Source organism: Desulfurococcaceae archaeon MEX13E-LK6-19, assembly GCA_029637525.1.
In the GTDB taxonomy this organism is placed as follows: Archaea; Thermoproteota; Thermoprotei_A; order Sulfolobales; family Desulfurococcaceae; genus MEX13ELK6-19.
Genome location: CP072660.1, coordinates 1,745,786 through 1,770,392 on the forward strand (window position 1 = coordinate 1,745,786; position 24,607 = coordinate 1,770,392).

23 protein-coding genes are annotated in these 24,607 nt (G+C 40.1%); 9 read left to right on the forward strand and 14 right to left on the reverse strand.

Translation table 11 applies throughout. The features are described 5' to 3' along the window. Positions 1–14: 14 nt before the first annotated feature. The 5 genes from J4526_08950 to J4526_08970 form a co-directional block, all read right to left on the reverse strand. The gene (locus tag J4526_08950) at positions 15–422 is read right to left on the reverse strand and encodes a cupin domain-containing protein (GenBank protein ID WFO75183.1); all 408 of its coding nucleotides are present in this window, start codon (positions 420–422) and stop codon (positions 15–17) included. A gap of 58 nt (positions 423–480) precedes the next feature. Further along, positions 481–1,536 (reverse strand): AmmeMemoRadiSam system radical SAM enzyme, encoded by a 1,056-nt coding sequence (gene amrS, locus J4526_08955; GenBank protein WFO75184.1) that lies wholly within the window; start codon positions 1,534–1,536, stop codon positions 481–483. 273 nt (positions 1,537–1,809) lie between these two features. Next, positions 1,810–3,141, reverse strand: coding sequence for a type III ribulose-bisphosphate carboxylase (gene rbcL, locus J4526_08960; protein ID WFO75185.1), 1,332 nt, complete (start codon positions 3,139–3,141; stop codon positions 1,810–1,812). A gap of 452 nt (positions 3,142–3,593) precedes the next feature. After that, positions 3,594–4,070: a hypothetical protein gene (locus J4526_08965; protein WFO75186.1), complete on the reverse strand. Its 477-nt coding sequence runs from the start codon at positions 4,068–4,070 to the stop codon at positions 3,594–3,596. A 156-nt stretch (positions 4,071–4,226) separates the two neighbouring features. Next, a complete protein-coding gene (locus J4526_08970) occupies positions 4,227–5,210 on the reverse strand; it encodes a radical SAM protein (GenBank protein ID WFO76393.1) in 984 nt (327 codons plus the stop codon). Between the two features lie 474 nt (positions 5,211–5,684). On the opposite strand from J4526_08970, the gene J4526_08975 reads away from it, so the two are divergent. From J4526_08975 to J4526_09005, 7 genes are all read left to right on the forward strand, one after another. After that, a complete protein-coding gene (locus J4526_08975) occupies positions 5,685–6,416 on the forward strand; it encodes a hypothetical protein (protein ID WFO75187.1) in 732 nt (243 codons plus the stop codon). A gap of 205 nt (positions 6,417–6,621) precedes the next feature. After that, positions 6,622–7,239 carry a hypothetical protein gene (locus J4526_08980; GenBank protein WFO75188.1) on the forward strand — a complete coding sequence of 206 codons (618 nt, stop codon included), beginning with the start codon at positions 6,622–6,624 and terminating at the stop codon, positions 7,237–7,239. After that, positions 7,232–7,993, forward strand: coding sequence for a hypothetical protein (locus J4526_08985; GenBank protein WFO75189.1), 762 nt, complete (start codon positions 7,232–7,234; stop codon positions 7,991–7,993). Before J4526_08980 ends, J4526_08985 begins: the two co-directional genes overlap by 8 nt. A 207-nt stretch (positions 7,994–8,200) precedes the next feature. Beyond that, the gene (locus J4526_08990) at positions 8,201–8,908 is read left to right on the forward strand and encodes a hypothetical protein (GenBank protein WFO75190.1); all 708 of its coding nucleotides are present in this window, start codon (positions 8,201–8,203) and stop codon (positions 8,906–8,908) included. Between the two features lie 327 nt (positions 8,909–9,235). Then, a complete protein-coding gene (locus J4526_08995) occupies positions 9,236–9,937 on the forward strand; it encodes a hypothetical protein (GenBank protein WFO75191.1) in 702 nt (233 codons plus the stop codon). A 619-nt stretch (positions 9,938–10,556) separates the two neighbouring features. Continuing rightward, positions 10,557–11,027, forward strand: coding sequence for a hypothetical protein (locus J4526_09000; GenBank protein WFO75192.1), 471 nt, complete (start codon positions 10,557–10,559; stop codon positions 11,025–11,027). Positions 11,028–11,321: 294 nt separating this feature from the next. Next, positions 11,322–12,062, forward strand: a complete 741-nt coding sequence (locus J4526_09005) for a hypothetical protein (protein ID WFO75193.1) — start codon at positions 11,322–11,324, stop codon at positions 12,060–12,062. Positions 12,063–12,303: 241 nt separating this feature from the next. Here J4526_09005 and J4526_09010 read toward each other — a convergent pair whose 3' ends face one another. The 5 genes from J4526_09010 to J4526_09030 form a co-directional block, all read right to left on the reverse strand. Next, complete coding sequence (locus tag J4526_09010) at positions 12,304–13,326, reverse strand: hypothetical protein (protein WFO75194.1); 1,023 nt, start codon at positions 13,324–13,326, stop codon at positions 12,304–12,306. Positions 13,327–13,485: 159 nt separating this feature from the next. Further along, positions 13,486–14,676 carry a YgeY family selenium metabolism-linked hydrolase gene (locus J4526_09015; protein WFO75195.1) on the reverse strand — a complete coding sequence of 397 codons (1,191 nt, stop codon included), beginning with the start codon at positions 14,674–14,676 and terminating at the stop codon, positions 13,486–13,488. Between the two features lie 169 nt (positions 14,677–14,845). After that, a complete protein-coding gene (locus J4526_09020) occupies positions 14,846–16,165 on the reverse strand; it encodes a threonine synthase (GenBank protein WFO75196.1) in 1,320 nt (439 codons plus the stop codon). 93 nt (positions 16,166–16,258) lie between these two features. Then, complete coding sequence (locus tag J4526_09025) at positions 16,259–17,275, reverse strand: PLP-dependent cysteine synthase family protein (protein ID WFO75197.1); 1,017 nt, start codon at positions 17,273–17,275, stop codon at positions 16,259–16,261. A gap of 134 nt (positions 17,276–17,409) precedes the next feature. Beyond that, positions 17,410–18,624 (reverse strand): 4Fe-4S binding protein, encoded by a 1,215-nt coding sequence (locus J4526_09030; GenBank protein ID WFO75198.1) that lies wholly within the window; start codon positions 18,622–18,624, stop codon positions 17,410–17,412. Between the two features lie 340 nt (positions 18,625–18,964). On the opposite strand from J4526_09030, the gene J4526_09035 reads away from it, so the two are divergent. Together J4526_09035 and J4526_09040 are read left to right on the forward strand one after the other, a co-directional pair. Beyond that, positions 18,965–19,312 carry a hypothetical protein gene (locus tag J4526_09035; protein WFO75199.1) on the forward strand — a complete coding sequence of 116 codons (348 nt, stop codon included), beginning with the start codon at positions 18,965–18,967 and terminating at the stop codon, positions 19,310–19,312. A 75-nt stretch (positions 19,313–19,387) separates the two neighbouring features. Then, positions 19,388–19,942: a DUF2085 domain-containing protein gene (locus J4526_09040; protein WFO75200.1), complete on the forward strand. Its 555-nt coding sequence runs from the start codon at positions 19,388–19,390 to the stop codon at positions 19,940–19,942. A gap of 75 nt (positions 19,943–20,017) precedes the next feature. On the opposite strand, the gene J4526_09045 is transcribed toward J4526_09040, so the two are convergent. The 4 genes from J4526_09045 to J4526_09060 all read right to left on the reverse strand — a co-directional run bounded on the left by J4526_09045 (position 20,018) and on the right by J4526_09060 (position 24,589). Continuing rightward, positions 20,018–21,427, reverse strand: coding sequence for an amidohydrolase family protein (locus tag J4526_09045; GenBank protein ID WFO75201.1), 1,410 nt, complete (start codon positions 21,425–21,427; stop codon positions 20,018–20,020). An 84-nt stretch (positions 21,428–21,511) separates the two neighbouring features. Then, the gene (locus J4526_09050; GenBank protein ID WFO75202.1) at positions 21,512–22,621 is read right to left on the reverse strand and encodes a DUF917 domain-containing protein; all 1,110 of its coding nucleotides are present in this window, start codon (positions 22,619–22,621) and stop codon (positions 21,512–21,514) included. Between the two features lie 182 nt (positions 22,622–22,803). Further along, complete coding sequence (arcC, locus tag J4526_09055) at positions 22,804–23,772, reverse strand: carbamate kinase (protein WFO75203.1); 969 nt, start codon at positions 23,770–23,772, stop codon at positions 22,804–22,806. Positions 23,773–23,914: 142 nt separating this feature from the next. Continuing rightward, positions 23,915–24,589, reverse strand: a complete 675-nt coding sequence (locus J4526_09060) for an HAD family hydrolase (GenBank protein WFO75204.1) — start codon at positions 24,587–24,589, stop codon at positions 23,915–23,917. Positions 24,590–24,607 lie beyond the last annotated feature (18 nt).

A 24,607-nucleotide genomic window follows, 5' to 3' on the forward strand; every position in this document is an offset into this window, starting at 1 on the left:
ACGAAATAAAAACCTTAACATTCCTTCTTTTTCTTGTCATCAACAGTAGGCTTATTTGGTATTATACACAAGAACCTCAATGTCTTGTCGTTGCTCTTGTTCCAGTATTCATGCTCAACATTAGGTGGTACATATATGAAGAATCCCTTGGTTACTCTATAGACTCTACTACCGATCCTTATCTCGCCAACACCATCAAGTACATAGATCTCGTGTTCCCATGGGTGATAATGTGCTTTTATATGTCCTCCAGGCTCTACTTCAAATAATCTCATCGAGAAAGTCTTTGCACCATCTTCTTCCCTGATAAGCCATCTCACTGTTGTTTTTACTGCTTGTTTCTCGTCAAGTCTTTCTGGTTCAACTGTCTCCCAGTATCCTATTTTCTCGCCACATGGACCTAACATGTTTTTCTTCTCCATAACAGCCACCTGTACAGTATTTTCTTTGGCTCAACACAATATATCTTATGGATCAATGCTAGAATAGGGGAGGCAGCGATTTCCCGGGTACGTATTCTCCCTTAACGGGTATTTTCTCACCGCATCTCGGGCATCTATTGTCTCTTGTCAGCTTCCATTCGACTACTCTATATCTTCTCCTCTTAACTAGTAGTTTACCACATTTTGGACAGTATGTATCTTGGTATTTCTCATCACTTATGTTCCCTAGGTATACATACTTGATGCCTGCTTCCCTAGCCTTATTGTATGCTTTGAAAAGTGTGTCAAGTGGTGTTGGCGGTTTATTGTACTTGTATGCTGGATAGTATCTGTTTATATGTAAGGGCACGTTTTCTCCTAGGTATTTCAAGTGGTTATCTATAATCCAGTCGATACATTCATCAGAGTCATTAGCTCCTGTCACAATAAGGTACACCATTTCTACGTGCCCGCCATTGTCTATAATGTACTTTGCATTACTGAGCACTACATAGGGGTCTATACCGAGTATTCTCCTACAGGTTTCAGGGCAGCATTTGATATCCATGCTATAGCCGTCTATACCAGCTTCAAGCATTTCCTCGAGTACACGCTTAGTCATGTACCCGTTTGTAACTATTACCGTGTAGAGCCCGTACTCCCTAGCGATCTTGGCTACGTCAATAACGTACTCAGCATGGACAACTGGTTCATTGAAACTAGCGCAAACACCCTCGTCACCCCTCTTGATTGCCTCGAGGACAAGACTCTTCGGGGACAAGTATATGGAGTGTTCCGGCCTAGGGTCAGCCATACTCAAGAAGTAGTTTTGGCACCAAGGACACTTGAAGTTACAGCCCCAGCCACTAAAAGTCAGCGATGTAGAGTTGGGCCAGTAGTGAAACAAAGGCTTGATCTCGATAGGGCGGCTTTCAACAGCACTAAGCAAGCCATAAGAAACACAATAGAGCCTGCCATCCTTGTTCACGCGGTTGCCACAGAAACCCTTTGCTCCCTCACCAAGAACGCAGCCACGACTACAAACAAGACACTTAACCCTGTCCTCACCTACTTTCTCATAAAATCTTGAAACACGATACCAAGGAGGCTCCAAGACCCAGTAACCTCTGCCAACTAATACATTACATCATATCCGATAATAGTTGTAGAGCCCATTCCTACAACCACAACCAATGTTTAATCACCGATTATTATCCCAAGAAGACTTCTCACGATTCTAACACTATGCTTTTGGCTGCATTACATAACCTGTAACCAATAGTATAAATCATCAATATTGCTTGCGTCGATTATCAGTTTATTTTTGTTTTTCAAAAGAAAATTGTTTAATATTTTAGGTATTTTAATCCATTGGAAGAAAGACTGGCTATACGGGTTTTGCAAATCCCCATTTTTCTAGTGCTCTCTTGAGCTCCTTGTGTGTTTCAGCGTATTCTTGTAGTGGTATACCTTTGCTTACGGCTTCTAGTGCTTGTCTGACAGCCATGGCTCCGGCTCGTGGCCCGTCTGGATGTCCTATGACTCCTCCTCCGACTTGTATGACAATGTCGTTGCCGAGGGCTTTGATTACATCTGGTAGTGTGCCTGGATGTAGTCCTCCTGATGAGACTGGGAATGCTGGTTTTATATGGTACATTTCTTGTTCTAGGTGGAACTCGTCGTCTGGGTCTGGTTTAAAGTGTTTTTCTCTGAGGATGCTTGCGTATCTTATCACGTCTTTTGCTTTTGCCTCGAGTTTACCTACGCCTGGTGTGCCGATGTGTATTTGGTCGACACCTATGATCCTGTAGAGTTTCGCTAGAACATACATTGATATACCATGGTATGGGTTTCTAGTGAATGCTGCATGCATTGCTCTATGGGCGTGTATTGCTAGTCCGTATTCCTCTGCTAGGTCCCTGATGTAGGTTAGTGCAGCCCATCCAGCGATAACCACGTCAACCATCACGTAGGGGTTGCCATAGTCTGCTACTAGTTTCAGCCTCTTCTCCATCTCCCTGATATCAGATGTTATGTTTGCGAACCATACTTTTCTCTCGCCGGTTTCCTTCTCAACCTTATCGATTACCTTCATTATCCTCTTTGCGCGTTCCTCGAATCTACAGAAACTAGGACTGGTAAGGTTCTCATCGTCCTTGATATAGTCCATTCCACCGGAGAGTATCTCGTATGCCAGCTTCTCCACTTCGTCTGGTGAATAACCTACCTTAGGCTTGGGAACTGTTCCTACGATAGGTCTATCATACACCTTGAAGATATCGCGAACACCATCAATACCCTTCCCTGGGCCCTTAAAGTGCTTGAGGAACTCATAGGGTAGATAAATGTCTTCGAGCCGAAGTCCCTCGACACGCTTCATACCAAATATGTTACCGGCGATAGACGCCATTAAGCCCGGCATATTACCTTCTTCAAACAACTCGACAGGATAAGCAATCCGGACAATATATGATCCATCGCCGAGATCCTTGAAATAGTATGCTTTACCCATCAGCTTATTAACTCTCTCCTGATCATACCATGTATAGAGTGTTGTCCAAGTACCAACACTACTCTCAGCAGCAACACCACCAGCAGCATCCTCTACAGTAAACCCCTTAGCAGGCTTAATCCTAAAAACCGCAATAACATCTCTGTCCGGGTCAGGAGTATAGTCCTTCTTAATAAACAAAGGATAAGGCTCAAACTTCTCAGGCAAACAAAACACCCAGCAACTTTTATAACAAAGTTAATGCAAGACATCATTAAATTCTTTTCGACAAACAAAAACATGACAAATAAACAAGCAAGAAAACAGTAGTCTGCATAGCTAGCTTAAATACATGTCTCCATAATTCTAGGGATCTACATGTTCTCTGCTCTTGTTTGTGAGTTCCCCTAATACTCTCATGTTTCTTTCTCAGAAAAATAATAACATAATAAACAATAGAGTAGACTTAAAGAATGGTTTACATTAGATTAAAAAGATTAATGAATCATCATAAGTAATAAAATCACGTTGTCGAGCATATTAACGGGTTTCTATACGAGATACACTACGTAGCATTACATTATTTTCTCTTAAACAATTAGTATTACAATGATGCATTCTTGCCTGTAAAGACAATAGAACAATGATCCCGAGAAACCCTTGATGTTTTGTTATATCTTCTATAGTAATCCTGTTCTTTTTAGGAGTTCTTTTGTGTGTTCTAGTATTTTCTCTTTTGTTAATTCTTTTGCACCTAATTTTTTGCCGTCTGGCATTGCTAGATGCAGTGTTTTCCCATCTTTTGTCTTGACTATGATCCTATGTTCTCTTTCATCAATATCTATACTAGCTATGTTGTCGTAGGGTATTTGTTCTGCAACCGTGCACTCTAGTGATCCTACGAAAGGCTTCATGGAGTCCTCTAGCATTTTCTTTTTATCTAGTACTCTGATGGCTGTGGAGAAGATCTGTAAACTAGGATCAAGCGTTGCTTCATGCGTTGCAAATAGGGTTTTTAACGCATTTAAGAACCCCTTCTTCTTTGGGGCGCATAGTACCATACTATTGTTTGTTAATGCTAGTACCCATAATACGTTGTTGTAGATAACTACACTACGGCCAATAACATTATCTATTTTCTTATTGAATTCAATCATACAATAACACCGCCATTAAAACTTTATGTAGCCCTAGGTAATAAGTGTACTGCATTAGAAACACTAGCAATGTACAATAACCAGTCTGCGAACCTAGAGATACTGTACAATACAATAGTCTATATACTAGTGCTAGACTACTCTACTAATACTCTCCTATAACGCCACGTGTTGCCTCCCAATAGTCTTTACCAACTCTTCTACCTCATTTTTTGACTTACAGAAAACCCCTACATTCCCGATCTTTACCTTCCCCAACCCCTTCTCTACTAGAGCTTTGTATGCAGACAACATTTCCTCTAGTGTAGGGCTACGGTAGTTCATCATCTTGTATTCCGGGAAGAATGCAAGGAGTGTAATCGGGATATCCTTGTCCACACTAGCTATTAGCTCGCCGAACAAGCTAATCTGATCAGTCTCGACCATACCCGGTATGTAGAGAAGCACTATCTCCAGCACGAAACCCATGTCATGGATCAAGGCTGGGAGCTCGAGAATATGCTTGTTCGTTGTACCACAAAGCCTCTTATAGACATCTTCACGATATGCCTTCATGTCAAGCCAAATCGAGTCCAAACCAGCTTCCCAATAGGCTTCAAGGTTTCTCCTAGTCAAACCATATCCATTGGTCTCGACATGAACCCATAGATCGGGAGCCTCCTTCTTCAGCAACCTAAAGACTCTGGTATAGTATTCTCTCCTACAATAAAGATCGCCGCCAGTAAAAGATACGATGTTCCTAGCAGGCCCATAGCCTTGTAGCGACAATACTACCTGATCTCTACTCAGCCTACCAGGACAGAAATGCCCCCTTCTACCAGTTAAGTAACATAAACCACAATGAGCACAAAGGTCAGAAGCATGCCACATAGTAGCTCGTTCCCGAGGCTCCCAGACGGTAACCTGCTCCCGGTACCTCAACGCCTCCTCCACTATCTTCTCAGGACTATACCACTTGCCCTCGGGAACCTGCGTGAAATACCAGCTATGACACTTAAGACAAACATGATTACACATGCTCTGATAAACCGAGAGATAATCCTCAGGACGACTAAGAACAACATCATGAACAAGACGCTCAACAACACCACCCCCTCTAACCCGGAACCCAAGCTCACAAGGCCTCCTACCACCTATCATGATCCCACAAGAAGGATAGCCATCGCCAACCAGAACACAACCACTAAACAAAACCAGAGACACCCCAGAGAATATGGTGTTCTTGCCATAGAAAAGCTCTAGTGTTATCTATGGAAACCGGCCGGTTTCCATAAACATGCTCATATATTGGAGTGTACAGGCTAGCTAGTTATTCTATTCAATAATAGCTGAGTTTTTGCTTACAAGAAATATTTATATACTTTAAAAGAGAACGATATATTACGGATTATTGTATGTGGCGTTAGTTCATGATAAGACATCATTCCATAATACCCATAACTTTATTACTTCTACTAATTGTCTCGTCTTTATTATTTTTCGACAACAATAACGGTTTCAGAAACACCTCCACCACCTCATACAGCTGTATCTCTTCACCTACATGTAGGCTGCGACTTCGAGAAGAATTCGGTAGAAAACTAGGGTAATATATACTGAAAGGGTGGTTTCAGCATGGTTTTAAATGGCGAAGAGTGTATGAGTGCTAAGCTGATATATTTGTTGACCAAATTCTTTCTACGTTTACATTATGTGATGCTTTTACTTGTCTTGCATCTCATGCTTGTCCTGCTTTTCCCAGCCTTAGCTTTTATACCAATCCCAATATATCCTATTGTCATAGTTTTTCCACTTGGTCCTTTATCTCTTCTCCATACTTCAGCTCTAATCATGATGTACTGTAGTAACGGAGTATGGGTTTTTTCGAAAATAGTGTTCCTAATAATACTGAAAGCTTTGATCTACTTATCTTTGAGGAACTCTAAACTATTAGGTTATTCGACTGCAAAGGTATTGATAGCTGCATCATCCGTGGTTATTTCTATATTCATTATTACTACTATATATTGTTGTTATACTACCTCATTTAGAACTATCATAAATCATCTATTGTTCGGTATAGCTATTACTCTACATCTGGACTTGTCTACATTTAGCTACGTAAAGTTTAGAGACTCTGTTAGAGGAGATGCTAGCCCCGCGTGGATACCAGTACTGGTATCTTTATGGACCATATCACCATGGCTAACTGGATTATTAGGTTGTTTCACATTATTTATTTTTAATGGAATACCTATACTAATGATTATCCTGATTATAACGACATTTATACATTTATTGTACTTATTATACTATTATCGTGTATCCCCGTTTAAACAAATAATAAATGGAAAACTATTGTTCTAAGAATAATATAATACATATAAGAAACAAACACAAGAGTTTATAATAAGCATAAACAGGTGACTTATCTCAATAACGCATTAAGAATCTCGGCATTAAACCAGATCTTAGAACAAACACCAAGGTGATAAATACGTCTTCAAATACTGAATCTGGTTTTCCTAGTCTTCTCATCAAGATTAACTTGTACCAGCATTTTGTGGCATTCATGCTTTTTCCCTTGATGGTGCTTCTCCCATTTACGATCTACCTCTTTTTCCCACTACTATTACTCTTATTCATAGGGCCGGCCCTACTCTTTGCAGCACCTTTGACACTAACTTTACTTGTTACACTTGAGGACTTCAAAGGACCATACTTGATGATCATCTACATTGTATACTATATATCCGGAATCCTAGCTTTGATTCTCGTTACTGCAAGCTACTTTCTCTATAGAGGTGCTCTAAAGTGCATGGAATCACGTAGATGGCTTATAGTACTACCGATCATATGGGCTTATCCAATACCGATCATGGCCTATACTGTAGTTACTCACTATGAATATTTCCTAAAAGCTTTGATGGGGGATAAAGAAGTATTTGGAGGATATCATTTTCCCGGAGCTTGGGGAATGTTGTTACTCCTAATTTTCATAGGGTTAATTATAGCAATAGTATATGCAACTATAAACATATATGTGCATATAAAGCTTGTCAGACACCATTATATCTGCAAAGAACAATCTATCAGCAGACCAACAACTACTACATACCAAAAGAAGGGTGTGGAGCAGATACATAAAGGTGCTGAAGAAAAGATTTTAGAGGTATTTAGGAATGCTTAGAAGTAACGGTGAAAACCAAACACTTCTTGCTAAAATAGCTAATTTCTTTCTCTATCTTCACTGGCTAGCTTCATTCTTAGTGATTACTGCTCCTTTCACTATCTTTATTGTTAAATATACTCTCTTTCACCACTATCAATACCCCTATACAGTCAATATTATAAACATAATAGTTTACCTTACTTTCGCAATAGGACCGATAGCTTTCTCTCTCCCTATAACCTTTTTCTTCTACAAGACCTTTTTTCTAATAGTAATGTTCAGGAGGACATGGAGTTACTACATAATCGTTTCCGTAATTCTCATCCTTACTGTTATGATGAAAGCTATTATATGTTATTTAGTCAAGGGATCTAAGATACGTAGATGGAGTGCACCTGCATTTCTATTAATTGCAACATTATACACTATACCATCTATCATGTCTATAGAGGCAACATTGTATCATGTTTACCACCTTATTACCACAGCTACCGGGGCCTTAATTATATCTGTAGGATTTGACTTAGCGGTGTTTAGCTACATCAAGTACAGAAGCGTTCTAAATGGTACTGCATCTCCTTTATGGTTGATTGTATTACCATTACTATGGAGTATAAGTGCTTTTCCGTTCAGTATAACACCTACAGGATCATTCCTATGGCATATACTAATGATGTTATTTATAATAATAGCCGTAACACAAATAACACTACACACAATGCTCTATAAGATAATTAAAAAGAAAACACTATCAATACAAAACACGGGTTGACTATATAAATAAAGCATTTAATGCTATTAAGTCTAGAGCACAGAACCACTACATAGTGTTTCTAGCATAGTATATGCTATGGAATAAAAATACAGCAGAACGTGAATACTATCTCCATGCGTTGGGATTTAAGTTATGGTTAGGGTGTCTTGAATGAAGACTTTAGCCAAAAACCAGGCTACTATGAATTACAAAGGTGGTTTACCAATGAGTTTAAGTGGTAAGGGACAACAAGCGTTTTCTTCAACTATTTCTAGGAGACCCAATAGCCAAATGAAAGGGTTTATCAATACTCTTAGTAAACTCCATAGAGCACTATTGTTTTTTACGTATGTCTTTGGTTTTACACAAACTATACTGAATTTTTGGCCAGTTTGCATACTTCTTCCACCTATAGGGATCCTGTATTCAGTACTTGAAATAGCCCATATTATTCTCGCTACTGGGCCTGGATCAATTTTGTATTATGCATACACTTCATGGGCTTGGATAGTGAAGCTTAATCCTAATCTAGGATTTGTCCGTAACCCGTTTATAAGATACCTACGCCTCCTCTTCCCACTAGCTCTCCCTATCCCCGCTTACATCGAGTATAAACTCTTTAATAACATGCTGAAAGGAGCGATCAAACCTAGAACCCTACTACTAATATGGATTACAGGACTCCTACTATACTCACCATTTCCCCTAACCTACACAATATTCACAATCATCTGCATCACCCAAGTCCCTTCCCATCAATGCGAAGCCTCGATACTACCCCCTATCCTCAGATTCTTCTTCATCGATCCCTTCTACCTCCCAGAAGCCACATTCTACATGATCACAATAATCAGCTTCTACATAGCAATAGCCTCCTTACCCTGGTTCTACAAGAAAATAAAACACATAGAAATACCAACCACTAATCACTAAATGAGAGCTATCAACAAGTTATTATAGAGATACTCGTAAGACAGGGCCTAGATGAGTGAAGCTAAATCTGTGTAAAGTAATATATTACAAATGGAGAGTACTTCCTAAGGGCTTTACGTGGAGAAGCGTTTAGAAGCTACCATTTCCCAGGAGTTATAAATATGCTGATGATTCTAACCTTTATAGTCTTCTTCATAGAATCTATATACACGATCATAAACATATATGTACATGTAAAACTCTACAAGTACTATAAGCTAGGGTTGCGGGATGAATAAGTCTAAATTCTTGAATAATTTAACAGATTTTTATCTTAAGGTACATTATGTGACATCTATCTACTTCTTTATCACGCCCTTCATAATTTTAAGTCCTTTAGCTGCCTACTTTGTTTTACCTCTTCTTTGCTTGTTGTTTTTCTTTCCTATAGGCTCATTATCATTTCCTTTATCGTTTCTCATTCTCTCACACATGATGTTATTCGGGTTGTTTCCCCATTTCTCCTTTATGTTATCTAATACAATGATGATAGCCGTGATAGTAGCCTTATTCTCGGTAGCATTAATATTGAAGTTTGCCGTGCATAGGAGTTTGAAGAGACATAAGTTGGGGAATTATCCAGCTTCTATAATAGTGGTCTTAACGACTCTATTATTCTCGCTTATTACCTCTATTGTCGCCAAGATAATTGCTCCATATCTCGACGTTATTGCAATAGCTGAACTGACTTCAGTACTTCTATTCAACAGCTTATCAATCGATTTAACCGTATTCAGTTATGTTAAGTACCGTGATGCAATTAAAGGGATAATATCCCGGGTATGGGTATCCTGGCTAGCAATCTTATGGTCAACTGTATTGTGGATGCCCTATGGTATGTACCTTGTCCTCTTCTTCTCCCCATCAATATACATTACAATAGAATGGGACATATACGGGGTACTTATGACAATCGCTTGGATTGCAGTAACAGTGCTACAGATAACATACGCTATTATATCCTATAAGCAATACAAGACAAATACATAAAGATCTCAAACATAAACCCCAATATCAGGTCCAATCTATATTATCGCTATACTGTGTAGCGTTATCACTCTATCAGTCTATCCTCTCATCTTTCCAATTAATCATCCTATTCATTGTTATTACTACTCTTCTCTCGTAGAGTTTACAAAACCGTCCTTCCACCACATGCCAGGCTACTAAGATTACAATACATGGAGCATTATAGGTACTGTAAATTGAGTAGATGCACAAGGAGAGACTTTGCCTATGAGCTAGAATACTATACATTGTAAATCTTATTTAGAAGAATTCCAATTGATAATAGCCAAGAATCTTAATATAATTTCTTGTTCATAATATTTTTTATCTAGGGTTAAACAAAGAGGCTTAGAGAACATGGATAATGATAATAAACATAGTTGTGGATATGATGTTATAGAGTTTTTCTCAAGGCTTCATAGACGCTTATTTGTTTTCGCAATACTGTATCTTATATTTCAATTCACAATTCATACCTATTACTACACCGCTTACAATGTATTTGCCTCCCTGGCTTAAACTCATATTAATACTCATGTTGTGGCTGTCTTTTCCTCCGCTCTTTGTATACCAGTTGATTCTTAGCAAGGGTCCTGGTGGAGTGATGTACTATGCACATGTTATAAACATGCTATGTATACTATATCTTCTCACAATAGAGATGCTACAAAATAGTGTCTACACATTATCACCAAGCTTGTTTCTAGTTTTACCATTGCTTATACACCCTGCTCCACTAATGCTCGTATTCATAACTCTCGGGTACCTAGCATTTAAGGCGGCGATAAGAGGAGTAATTAAATATAAATGGTTATTCATAATTTGGCGCCTAGGCCCTCTACTCTACATAGCTACACTAGCAGTTTTACTAGTCATTGTTATTATTAAAGTAATAATAAGTCCTTTCCCGACTAAGACATATCATTACTTCTTTCCTCCGCAACTTGGTCTCATAATATTTTTCTTCTACTATGCAGTCCCAGGACCATTCATATCCTTAGCAACACTACCAGAGTACATACAATACATGGAACAATACAGACAATTCAAGACAAGAACGCAGAATGAATGAACTCGAATTCCTGAATATTTTTTCGCATCAAAGCGCACTATTTTGTATTTCTCATAACATTCCCCTATCTCTTCACTACTGTTTCCAGCCAAGAGTCATTATAGTCAATTTTATTCTTTCTAAGACTACATCTCTATCATGAATTCATGTTTGCACATATTTGTCAATCAACAAATCCTTGGTCCTCTTTTATCACACACGTTTCATCAATCATTAGAAAAATGTTTACCATCGAATTCATAAAAACTTGCAGAAACATACAGACGTATAGTACCTGCATTAGTGTGATTAGTATTGTCATCAAAAGTTATTGGGCGAGGTAGATGTATTAAGTGTGGAAGAGAGGGATCTGTTGTTCTTAAAGAGATCTCTGGCAGGATCTATGTCTATATTAAGCACGGTCGTGAATGGTGTTACCTGGGTCCGTTAGAGAAAGTTGATTTATCAAGTATTATCATTGGTGTTAGAGATTACCACACCTTTACCACTAAATTAGCAGAATACCTTAGAGTCAGAATTGGTGATGTAGGAGTGAAGGTCTCTACACCATTTATCATTGGTTTAGCACTGTTATTAGCAGCATATGGTATAGGGCTAGGAGGCTATGGTAACTATGTGTTGGCTATGGTATTATTGTCTACATTATCGTTCTTACTCTCAATAGCAGTTTATGAGAATACCTATGCGAGACACCAAGAATACGGTACGCTATCAAGGATCCTGTCTAGAGGACTCAAACTATACATCCTATTAACCATAGCACTAACCATAATAGCCATAATCACAACAATACCATTAATATCACCACTCAGATTCAAGTTCACATACATTATACCATTGCATGCAGGACATCAAGACATCGAGACCACAATCGAAGAGCCCGGCATACTACCCGGTTCAAGAATATCTGTTGGCCCAGCCCATACCGCTACTGGAGTTGAAACCTACGCGTTCATAAACATAACGATCCCAGTCTCATCAATTATAATAGCGTCTCTACTAACAACATACCTTTCAAGACCATTATCTAAATAGCTTAAAAAGACCGGCAACATACATCGCTATATCGGTTCTAGCTAGCTACATATCATTCTTCGCAATATTTTTCCGATACCATCGATAGGATACGTAGTAGTTGAGGTACTCATGTACTCATATCATTAATTGTCAACATTATCATATCGGCTACTATAGCATTAGCCTTCACAACAGTCTTCATAGTAGTGTTCATAGTTCTAGTAAGTATACTAAAAAATATTATTAGAGTATAATCCAATTACTCTTGCCAGTCTATTGTTGATAGATTTAGGTATTCAAGTAGCTTGGTCATGGTTTCTTTTAGTTGTTGTGGTGCTTTCTTTGGGCCTGGATGGACTTCTATTACTAGTCCTGGTTCGCCTACTTTTGTTGGGATGGCGAAGTCTGGTGTCCGGATTACTGTACGGTGGATCCATTTCCTGACGATGATCCTGGCTTTGAATGGGCTTGTTACCTTGATCTCGTATCGTGGCGGGTGTTTCTTGTATTTAACTGTGTACTCTGCGTTTATGCTGTTAAGTAGCTCTATGGTCTTGTCCTTGGCTTCCTCCATGTAGTCTCCGTAGTATATTGCTGTACTCCAGTATTCTCCACGAAGCCTCTTTACGAGCGAGTAGAGCGAGGCAATAGTGATCACTGAGCCCCATCCCAGTGATACAATGTAGTTTGCTGGAAACGGTAACACTGGGAAGAGCACTAGTACTCCCAGCCCAAGGAGCAGCAATGCCACAGTAATTATACCTGTAACAGACATGAAAGGCTTGCCTTGTGCTTCACGGTACTTCCTCGCTATGTAGAGAGCTGGTGGGATGATGAGTATTAGTGAGAGCAGATACGAGCTAGTCTTGAAGTACAATGGATCAACATTTACACTAGGCTCACTAGTATAGATACCAACAATACATACAACACCAACTGCAATAAGTATAGACGGAACAATAACTCCTTCGGGAATCCAGTGAGACAATACCACTGGAAGCAATACAGACAACATCACGAAAAGCCCAAGGAGATCCATGTGGGCAACCAACGTAAACGCAGCAAGCCCAGCCATAACAATCCTCACGAAAACAGCAAACTTATCTACAAAACTATAGTACCACTCAACAAACTCGGTACTATACATGTAAATCTTCTTAACATGAATAAGAAGACTCGATGAAGCCAGTAGGATAAACGCTAGAACATAAAGCCACAAGTTATGATGAATCAATGCAAAAATAGTAGACCACCAAACCCAAAACAATACCAAGAAGACCACGGAACACAACCATAGCCTTCAAAACCCGATCCCTCAAACCAGTAGGAGTCCTCACCAAGAAACTTCCTAGGATATCTCTTACTTTCAGGGTATATGGGAGTTCAAAGGTTAAGTAATTTTATACAAAACTTTTAATTATTGCCTTCATTTACCATCAATCTAACTATATCCGTAACTACAAGACTTAGCTACAAGAGAATATATTTTAGACGCCATAACTAGTTGCTTTATTTCAACATACTCGTTTGGTTTATGTGCAAGAGATTCATCACCAGGCCCTATACCTATTGTTGTGAATCCAGCTGTTCCCGCAGAATATACTCCATCAGTACTGAATCTCCATACACTTATTCTTGCTTGTGGGTTAACTTGTTTCCTCATAATTTGCAACAGATGATATACTGTTTTATTGTTTTCAATAAGCCAGGCTGGGAAGAAGTGTTTTACTTTTATGGTTCGCCCGGTCCATAGTTTTATTTCTTCCACTGGTATACGTGCCTTAACGTTCTTTATGTTAGCATGTTTTTGTGCTCTATCAAGAGCTGCTATTACTTCACCAAGTATTTTCTCCTCAGTTTCCCCAACAATGAATCTTCGGTCAAGAGTTATCCTACAGTAATCCGGTATCATTGGCGGCGATCTAGGGCTGCACTCTATTATGGTTGGCACAATAGTTGATTTACCTAGAGTATCATGGACTGGTAGTTGTTCGTTTAATTCATTTATTTCTTTGAGTAGATATGCAGCAAAAACAATCGGGTTAACCCCTTTATCAGGCATCGAGGCATGAGCTGTTTCACCATATAGATCTACATGGATTACCGTTCTACCACGTTGCCCAACATGTATATTGAGGTTTGTTGCCTCGCCGAGTACTACTAGTGACGGTTTTATCTTCAGTGTATCCTCTATAGCATACTTGAAAGCTGCTCCCTCAACAATCTCTTCATGCGGCACAAATACGTAAACTATAGTGGGGAGATTCTTTGTCTCGCCGAGAAGACCTATCATAGCTATCATAGCTGCTATAGCTCCCTTCATATCAACAGCTCCACGACCATAGAGCTTGCCATCAATAACCTTAGCCTCATAGGGATCCACAATCCAGTTCCCTAGATCGCCTTCAGGAACATGATCCATATGGCCCTCGAAAACAATAATCTCGCCAATACCGCCCTCAATAATAGAAACCACGTTACCGTACTCATCAATAAAAACCTTGTCAACACCTTCTCCGCCAAGGAACTCCTTGATTAATCTAGCAACATCTCCTTCCTCGCCAGACAGACTCTTCGTCCTAACAAGCTCTCTAGCATAATACAATACTTTACTTTCCAAAGGATCACTCAAGTCCCCAGCACCGCCAAAGTAGTGTTACTAAGGATACCATAAAGATGCTGCACCGTTTAAAGTTTAGTTTTGCTAAAACAGGCAGATTTTTGATCGAGAATTCAAGCTATTTAATGGAATTACTCAAAGATAACTAGAGAAGAGAAAGAGGAAAAAGAAGAGATGAAATTTACTTTATATCAATTCCGTACTTTGTCTTTAAGACACTAATTAGTTGCTTCTCATCAGGGTCTATTACTGGTGCGTCACCAGCTGTTTTCTTAACTATATCGGGGTCCTTGAGCCCGTGTCCTGTCACCAGTACTACTATTGTCTCATCTTTGTCTACCTTACCGTCCTCAATTGCCTTGATCAGGCCTGCGAGTCCTGCTGCACCCGATGGCTCTGCGAATAGTCCTTCTAGGCTGGCAAGCATTTTCATGGCTTTCAGTATAAGTTCGTCCTCGACTCCAACTCCATAGCCATTTGTCTTGTAGAGTGCTCTTAGCCCTGCATCACCATCCCATGGGAATGTGTCTTCTAGCCCGGTGGCGATTGTCTCTGGTGGTTTCTCCCAGGGACGTATATGGTCTGGATCTTGTTTCTCAAGCCATGCCCTAACGAATGGCATGTTGCCTGTTGACTGAACCGCTACTAGCTTGGGGTACCCGTTGACCCAGCCTACCTCATTGAAGTCTCTGAAGCCACGGTATACTCCTGTTAGCAGTGATGCTGCCCCTGTTGGTATGAATACTTGGTCTGGCACGTTCCAACCCAGTTGCTCCATGATCTCAAAGCTAATAGTCTTAGGTCCCTCGATCTGGTAGGGATTGAATGGCCCGAAGCTTGGTGATGGGTAGAAACCGTATTTCTCCACCACAAGCTTCAACATCATTACTGTTGGGTCTTCAGCAGTCTTCCACCGGAGCTTAACAACTTTCGCTCCATAGAATAGTAGCTGAGCGATCTTACCATAGCCCGCGAAATCAGGTACGAAAGCCACGACATCAATGCCTGCACGAGCACCATACGCAGCTAGTGCAGCTGCAGCGTTACCGCTGGATGCAGTAGCGGCTTTCGTGAACCCGAACTCCTTGGCCATGGATACCGCGACGCTCATACAACGATCCTTGAAGCTACCGGTAGGATTCCTTGTCTCATCCTTGAGATAAAGGTTCTTAAGACCCAGTGCTTCTCCGAGACGCTTGGCTTTGATTAGTGGTGTGCCTCCCTCACCAAGGGATACAATATTCTCCCTGCTTCGGAGGGGTAGGAACTCGAAGTATCTCCACATATTGAATTCTCTTTTACCGAGCTCTTCCTTTGACACCGCCTCTTTGATTGCTTCATAGTCATAGTATATGTCAAGCCTGCCAAGATCTTTGTTAATACACATAACAGGCTTCTCGTCAAGACTATATGTTCTTCCACACTTACTGCACTTAAGGTATTTTACGAAAGGCACATCTATCACCCTGTAATACCTTACTATATTACTCCTATGAATCATGGTATAACAATTTTTAGGAAATATAGCATGGACTCTAAGACTAAAGAGAAAAGGAAAAGAAGAAAAAGAAGGGTTTAGACTGGATAAAACTCTTTAGTCTTCTCTTACCTCTTCTAATAGTTTCTTCCTGTCAGCGATCTTCCTTTGTTTTCTGAAGAGTCTTGTGCTGAAGTATCTTGCAGCGTAGTCTGGTAGTATTGTTACTATCTTTGCTCCTTCGGGTAAGTTGTATTTCCTGGCAACCTTGATTGCCGCCACCACGTTTGCACCAGCCGAGATTCCTACTGGTAATCCTTCGAGGCGTGCGATTTTTCTCGCCATCTCGATTGCTTCGTCGCTTGAAACTGTTACGAAGTCGTCTATTAGGTGCTTGTTCCTAGCAATTATGTCTGGTATGAAGCCGTCGCCAACACCCTCGATCTCGTGTCTACCCCATGGACCGGGCTTTCCTGTCTTGAACCACTCTGCTGCTACTGGGCACTCAGCAGGCTCTGCACCTACGACAATAGTCTTGGGGTTAACCTCCTTTAGTCTCCTTGCTACACCAATTAGTGTACCGCCTGTACCTATTTGTGCCACGAAGGCGTCTACTTTACCTAGCTGTTCAATAATCTCCTTACCTGTAGTCTCGTAGTGAGCCCACACGTTTGCCTCATCGCTCCATTGGTCGAAGAAGAAGTATTTGTCTGGATTCTCCTCGGCTAGTTTCCTGGCGTAGTCGAGTGCTTTCTTAGCGTCTGATTCGCCACCAGGTGTTGTTATAAAGTCTGCGCCAAGTAGCTTCATTAGTAGGAATCTCTCTTCGCTCATTTCCTCTGGTATGACTATGAGTACTTTGTAGCCTAGATAAGCTCCTACGGCAGCGAATGCTATACCGGTGTTACCTGTTGTTGGTACAATCAGTGTCATTCCTGGCTTGAGTCTACCAGTGGCCTCAGCAGCCCTGATCATGTAGTATGCCATTCTGTCTTTCAGAGAACCAGAGGGGTTCATGAACTCACATTTACCCCATATTTCGGCTTTGACGTCCTCTGGCACTACTTTCTTTAGTCTTACAATAGGGGTGTTGCCTATAAGATCAGTCATTCCATAAGCTACTCTTCCACCCATCACACTTCTCCTCCGAAAACCTGTGTTCTAGAAAAGAGTATTCTCTTTGCCGTAGTATATAAAGAAATTGAAAGATAAAAGAAAGAGGAAGAAAAAGAGTTGTGTCCTTAATGTAAAAACACTTTGACGCTACTTTATGTCTCGAAGTGTATTGCTCTGGTTGGACACACACTTGTACATAATCCGCAGCCATAACACTTGTCAATATCTACTCTAGCAACTCTCTTACCGCCTTCTTCGACTACGTGCACGGCATCGTAGTCACATACTTGCTGACATAATCCACAGCCAATACACTTCTTTTCATCAACAACTGGTGGTACAGCATATGTTCTAAGGGGTTTCGGTCCTAGATGCTTTAGCGCCATGCCTTTCACGTCTTCTATGCTTGAGTAGCCGTGGCTCTTCAGCCATGATTCTACTTCGTTTAGAATCCTCTTGAATACGCCGAAGCCCTCGATCAATGCTGCTGTACATATTTGTACTGCTGACGCGCCAGCCATGAAGTACTCTATCACATCAGCGCCACGTGTTATACCGCCCACACCTATTACTGGTAACTTTGTGTTCCTAGCAACTTCTGCTACCACCGCAAGTGCTATTGGCTTAAGGGCTGGGCCACTCATCCATCCGTAGCCCCATGGACCACCTACTATTGGCTTACCCGTCTCTATATCGATGTGCAGTGCTGGTCCGATAGTGTTCGTCGCCACTATACCGTCAACACCTACTTTCTCGAGTTCTTTCACGAGCTCTGGTATATTTGGCGTGAATGGACTTAATTTAGCGAATATAGGTATATCCACTACTTCACGTAAAGCCTTTGCAGCCTCAACAACAGGTGTCCAGTCCTTCCCTATATAGTGTGTTGAGAACTCTATTGCATCTGCACCAGCTTTCTGGCACTTGGGGCCAAGAAGTCTTAGTTCATGTGGCTTGTAACCTATGCTTATGAAGAACGCTACATTATGTTCTTTAGCATACTTTTTGACAACAGGGTATTCTCTCTCGAGGTAGTGCTCGGCAGGTATATCACTCCATAACTCAGCGTTGAGTAGTGCATAGAATGCTCTATAGTTGCCTAGGTTAGGCTTTGGCTCTACAACAACACGTCCCTCACCAAGACTCTTCAGCATATACCCTACCATGATACCCCTATCAACAGTACCCATTGATGGACGTGGTACAATAGCTGGTTCGACACTAATAGTCTTGGCAACAACTCCTCCAACACCAGCATCAATCAATGCCTTCATCATTTCGGCGTCTCTAGAAATAGGGCAGGCAGCATTCATAATAGGATTCTTTAACTTAATACCAGCAATCTCAACCTCAAGATTTACAGACATTCCTTTCCACCTTACCCATTCTCAGAGAAGGTAGTCTATACAATAAATCTCATTAGGAGAACTAAATAGTTTTACTATTACGACACTATTTTACTCAAGCTATTGATGTTTTACTAGTATATTTACAGAACCATAAACCGTTGAATATAATGTTTAAAGAACACTATTTTTCCCATAGTGTTATTTAATAAAATTCTTATATAACAATGCTATCCGATAGTCTTTCGAATAAATATCCCGATTCTAAATATTTGTTAATGACATTTAGTGCAAACCTTATATATTGTTAGCTTCGAAATTAATTGTAGACCCATAGTTTCTATAAATCAGGTGAGCCATCGTGGGAGAGAAACCTACGGCTGCATGGGTGTTATCGTTAATAGGAGGAATACTAGGATTCCTAGGATCCCTTATATATGCAATAATTGGAACAGCTGCAGTTGCAACAATGCCAATGCCCGGATGGCTTGCAGGTGTAGGCATTGCTGTATGCTACTGGTTCGTAATAGCACACTTGATAATAATAATTGGTGCACTGAAAATAAAATCTGGTGAACCGAAAGCTGTTAAAACAGGCGGCACATTAGTTCTAATATTCTCGATCCTAGGAGGATTCAATATCTTAGCATTAATTGGAGGAATACTAGCACTAACATGGAAACCAACAGAAGCAGCGGCAACTGTTTAAATTACAAATTAGATCTTCTAATACAATATTACTTTTTTACTACATAGAATACTATATTTTAGCAAGGTGTACTTTGTGAACGAAATAGTTTTCGTGAAAAAAGCCCTAGTATTGGGTTCAATTATATGGTTTATATCATTGATACTAGCCCCTCTTACTCTACCCCCTAACTCGATAAGATTAGGCGATAACGGTAGAGCAAATACCATAGACTATCTTGACGAATGGCAAAAACTACCATTATACCAGAGAATAGTATACATACTAGGAGACTTGGGGTGCCATCAGAAATCATCGCGTTCATTATTCATTAATGGGAATCAAATGCCTGTATGCAGTAGATGTTTTGGTGTATTCACGGGGCTTGCAATAGCTCTCCCTCTCCTCTATGTTTTAGAGGAAAAATATAACAAGATATACGTCTCACTTATGAATAAGTTGTTTAGCAAACATAAGAGGCTATGGTTTATAGTATACTTCTTATCAACAATACCTCTTCTCATTGATTTCTTCACACAATTTATTGGCTTAAGGGAAAGCAATAACTTCATTAGATTTACTACAGCGCTACCGTTTACAATATCAAACACTATACTGTTTTACCATTATTTGCTGGAGAACAATAAATGAACACTACACTATTCATAATTTCAATAAGAAAGAAATAAAGATAAAAAAAGAGTTTTTATGATAAAGACTTGAGGATTACTTCTTGATCCATGATGGTTTCTCTATACGCAATACATCCAGCTGATACTCTCCTTTACTCAATAGTCTCTCCCATAGTTTCCAAGCAACTTTATGGACGTACTCCATTTCTTTCTCCATATCAACTGTTAACAGCTTCCTATCTCTAACAATTACCTTACCGTTAACAATGACGGTATCTACATCACGCCCATTAAATGTGTTGACAAGGTGTCCATAGACAGTTTCTGCTCTTACTGGTGTTGGCGTGTACTCTGGTTTTATGATGACTATATCAGCTTTCTTGCCGGGCTCGAGGCTACCCAACTCTTTCTCTAATCCTAGTACCTTCGCTGCATCAATGGTTGCCATTTCAACTACTTTTTGTGGAGGCATAACACGTGGGTCTCTCAGTGCTACTTTATGTATAAGATAGGTTGTCCTCATGTTCTCGAAGACATCGAATATATAGCCGTCATTACCTATGCCAACGGTTATACCCATGTCAAGCATTTTTGGTACAGGAGCTACACCCACAGCATTAAGCATATTGCTCATAGCATTATGCGCAACTTTTACATCATACTTCTTAAGTATCTTGAGCTCATCATCAATAGCTTGTACGACATGAGCCATGACGACGTCTGGTCCTAGGAATCCTAGTTTCTCCATTCTCTCAATGGGTCTTACACCATACCTCTCAATATTATGGTACACATCAATGAGACCTTCTTCAACATGAATAGTTAGCAGGGCTTTATACTTATTCGCCATTTCTCTGGCCTGAATGAATAATTCGTCAGATACCGTGAATGATGCATGCAGGCTTATAGCTCCTTTAACGAGTTTGCTTGGGTCTGCATTGTTCTTCTTTATGAATCTCTCGTTTTCTTTAAGACCCTTGATTCCCTCCTTCTTTGAATGCCTCTCAGTTGCTTCAAAAGCTAGTATGCCACGTATACCAACTTTGTTAACAGCTTCTTCCTCGCGATCAAGTACTTTATCTATTGAATTCGGTCCACTATAGGTGTCAAAGAACAATGTTGTACCGGTACGGGCAAACTCCATGCTTGCTATAAGTGCGCTAGCATAGGCATCTTCATGTGTGAGCATTTCGTCGACAGGCCACCATATCCTCTGGAGATTCTGCTGGAAATCAGTTGGAGGGTCTATTTTTGCAAACCATGTCGAGGCTCTTAGTAGTGCTCCATAAAGATGCGTGTGTACACAAATGAATCCCGGTACAATCACTCCACGACGTGCATCAATAACTTCTTCTGCATGATACTTGTCTCCAGGATCACCCTTACCTACTTCAACAATCCTATCGCCGTCAATAACAACGTATCCTTCATCAAAGACTCTGCGCTCGGGATCCATTGTTACAACGATACCGTTCTTTATTATAAGAGATACTTTTTCTGACAATTTACTCCACCATAGAGAAAGCTCGTTTCTAGAGAATATGTTTAACTTATAGGAAAAAAGAGTTTTTGATTATAGCCCAATTGTTCAGGTCATAACTATATTCTTGACGAGTTTTTCAACGGGAATGTAGTTGAGATCGAAGCCAAAATGTCTTGGGCCAAAATACTCTAAACCTTTTTCTGTTCTCCAAACATCAGGCGCCCTACAAGCTAATACGTAGACTTCAAGTTTTTTACGAAGCTCATAATTAAGAACCGGTACACCATGCTTGTCAACAAATGTAATTAAGTCTGGTGGCATAACTATAGGTTCATCATTAATCCATGCAATTATATGCTCGTTTTTCACCCATACTCTCAGTTTCTTGCCTAAGAAATCATTAGTACCCTTTACTATTATATCGCCTACGAGAAACCCCTCCTTACTCCTCACTACAACATCCTCTATTAAGCCATGAAATATAACCCATCCATCGATAGCTTCAACTAGCTTACTAACAATATTTTTACCGTATTTCATTGCTTCAAGAACGAGCTTTCCAACTTCATAGCATCTAGACAGCGTGTTTTTAATTACTATACTTTTTGCTTCCTTGAATAATATAGGTGCATCAACGACTGTTATAGAGCCGCTAGCTGTTATAGCAAGATTCCGGAGAATACTCTCATATGCATCAACACTACCATACTCCATAACAATAACTTTCTCCCCCAAAGGCGATACCGCAACACCCGGCGTGAGTTTCTTACCATGAATAAGCAGTACGTCTTGATGGATCTCTGGAGCAGCTCTTCCAACCCTATCTCCATCAATAACCGGCTTGCCTGTCACACCAGCTGCATAGAGGGTTACAGCAGTATTCCCTGCACCAAGCTCAACAGGAATAAATGCCCCTATGCTTAAACCAAGCACTTTATTGAATAAGGAAAGAGCTTCCCTAATACACCATGATGTTTGCTGTAAATATTTAGTACTATAGGCAACGCTCCCAACATTATATACAGAGACAACAACGTCTTCACCATCAAGTTCTTCTACATCATATATACTAAGGTCTCTATTTCTATCAAGAAATGCTTCTTTAACAAGCATTAACCCCTTCTCAATACTCCCGCCGCCGCCAGTAGCATATAGTGCTGCACCTAGGAGCAAAGATTCGAAATCCTCTCTTGTAGATAAACGTAAAACAGCCATGATCTTACCTCTAGTGGTCATCGAAAGCCTACTGTTCTACTATAAAATAGTGAATAGCATATACATATTCATCGTAGTTATCTGTTGAAATAAGCTGTTATCATGTCTTTACATAGAACTGGATATAAAACAAGGAAAAGAAAAAAGAATAAAGAAAAGATTTTTCTTAAAATAATATTTCTCTAATCAGGTATAATGCGTGTTCCGGATTCTCCTTTTAGTGCTTCATATGCTTTGTATAGGTGTCCTATTATTGCCTGTTTACCGCCGTTCTCAACGAAACGGATTCCTGCTAGTACTTTGGGTCCCATGCTACCTGGCTTGAAGTGTCCTTCCTGGTAGTACTTCTTTGCTTCACTAACAGTCATTACATCTATTGGTTTCTGCTGTGGTGTACCGTAGTTGAGGTATACTTTCTCTACATCGGTCAGGATAAGGAGTGTTCCTGCTCCAAGAGCTGTTGCAAGCCTTTCTCCTGCAAGGTCTTTGTCTATTACGGCTTCTACGCCCTTGAGTACACCGTCTTCTTTAACTACCGGGATGCCTCCACCACCGCTTGCTATTACTATAAAGCCTTCTTCTACAAGCCTCTTTATTGCATCAATCTCTATTGGTCCCTTGGGGTCAGGTGATGGTACTACTCTTCTCCAGCCGCCACGTGGGTCAGGCTTCATTACCCATCCTAGTTCTTGGGCAATCTTCTTTGCTTCCTCTTCTTCATACCATGGTCCAATATATTTTGTTGGGTTCTGGAATGCCGGGTCATTCTTGTCTACAAGTACTTGCGTTACGATAGTTACAACACCTTTGACAACCTTGCCCAAGAGTCCTTTTTCGAGTAATTTATTGTACAATGACTGCTGTATTAGGTAGCCTAGCCAGCCCTGTGTCATAGCACCAGCAATGTCGAGAGTCATTGGTGGGAGTCCTTTCATTTTAAGTCCAGCCATCATCCACTCTGCAATGATACCTACTTGTGGTCCGTTTCCATGTGTTATAGCTATCTTATATCCTTCTTCAATAATTTTTATCAAGAACTCTGCTGAACGATATGCGTTCCTCCAATAATCCTCAGGTGTTCCTTTCTCGCCTTTTGTCTGAAATGCATTACCACCGAAAGCTACTACAAGGAATTTCTCGTCTCTAGCCATAGCCTATACCCTCCCTGTACAGTGAGAGCTAATGATACTTAATTGTTGGTTATGGAATATAATCTTTACCAAACAATATACATGTTCTCAAAACACACAACCTTTATTATATATAAAACATTACAAGTATACGTTGTCTATACTAGATTATATTAAGAATTTCCCTATGATCTTTTATTTCTATTACCCCATCCGGCGTCTTTTCAGTCCAAGAGAGGGCTTCGGGAAATACATGTGGTTTATACATGTAATGTACAAGCCTGATATTCAGCCCGACAAGTTTTCTGAGATTACTTGGTTTATCATCAACATAGTAGAGTGTTTTATCCGATAGTTTCTTTTTTAGTACATTAATTGCTTGTACTATATCCTTGTAGTTACTGTTACGCCCATAAACCAGTATTTCCTCGAAGAAATCCTTGACTCCTGATGCCTCTATTCTCTTTATTTTATTTTCTATGGTGTCATCACATCCTGTGACCATGTATAACACGTAGCCTCTTTTCTTTAATTCGGTAAGAACAGTTTTCGCATCGTCAAAAACTTTAGTATACTTTATTCTGAGACCCCAATATAGTCTAGAGATCTCCTCGGCTTTCTCATCATCTATACTAAATATTATTTTCCACCATTTCCTCCTATCCCATAACCCCATGTAATCTGCCACATCTTCAAACATGATCATTGCTTTAACGAACAACTCCGTGTTCTCAATATTTAGTAATCGTGCAATTTCTCTATAGACCTTGGGTAGACAATCATAGCTATCGACGATAACTCCGTCGAAATCATATACAAATACAATATCGTTGCCCATGTGTTTCCACCGTAATTA

Coding starts and splice junctions, on each gene's coding strand:
- J4526_08950 (WFO75183.1), bottom strand. CDS start 422: ATGGAGAAGAAAAACATGTTAGGTCCATGTGGCGAGAAAATAGGATAC.
- J4526_08965 (WFO75186.1), bottom strand. CDS start 4,070: ATGATTGAATTCAATAAGAAAATAGATAATGTTATTGGCCGTAGTGTA.
- J4526_08970 (WFO76393.1), bottom strand. CDS start 5,210: ATGATAGGTGGTAGGAGGCCTTGTGAGCTTGGGTTCCGGGTTAGAGGG.
- J4526_08975 (WFO75187.1), top strand. CDS start 5,685: ATGGTTTTAAATGGCGAAGAGTGTATGAGTGCTAAGCTGATATATTTG.
- J4526_08980 (WFO75188.1), top strand. CDS start 6,622: ATGCTTTTTCCCTTGATGGTGCTTCTCCCATTTACGATCTACCTCTTT.
- J4526_08985 (WFO75189.1), top strand. CDS start 7,232: ATGCTTAGAAGTAACGGTGAAAACCAAACACTTCTTGCTAAAATAGCT.
- J4526_08990 (WFO75190.1), top strand. CDS start 8,201: ATGAGTTTAAGTGGTAAGGGACAACAAGCGTTTTCTTCAACTATTTCT.
- J4526_09020 (WFO75196.1), bottom strand. CDS start 16,165: ATGATTCATAGGAGTAATATAGTAAGGTATTACAGGGTGATAGATGTG.
- J4526_09025 (WFO75197.1), bottom strand. CDS start 17,275: ATGGGTGGAAGAGTAGCTTATGGAATGACTGATCTTATAGGCAACACC.
- J4526_09030 (WFO75198.1), bottom strand. CDS start 18,624: ATGTCTGTAAATCTTGAGGTTGAGATTGCTGGTATTAAGTTAAAGAAT.
- J4526_09050 (WFO75202.1), bottom strand. CDS start 22,621: ATGGCTGTTTTACGTTTATCTACAAGAGAGGATTTCGAATCTTTGCTC.
- arcC (WFO75203.1), bottom strand. CDS start 23,772: ATGGCTAGAGACGAGAAATTCCTTGTAGTAGCTTTCGGTGGTAATGCA.
- J4526_09060 (WFO75204.1), bottom strand. CDS start 24,589: ATGGGCAACGATATTGTATTTGTATATGATTTCGACGGAGTTATCGTC.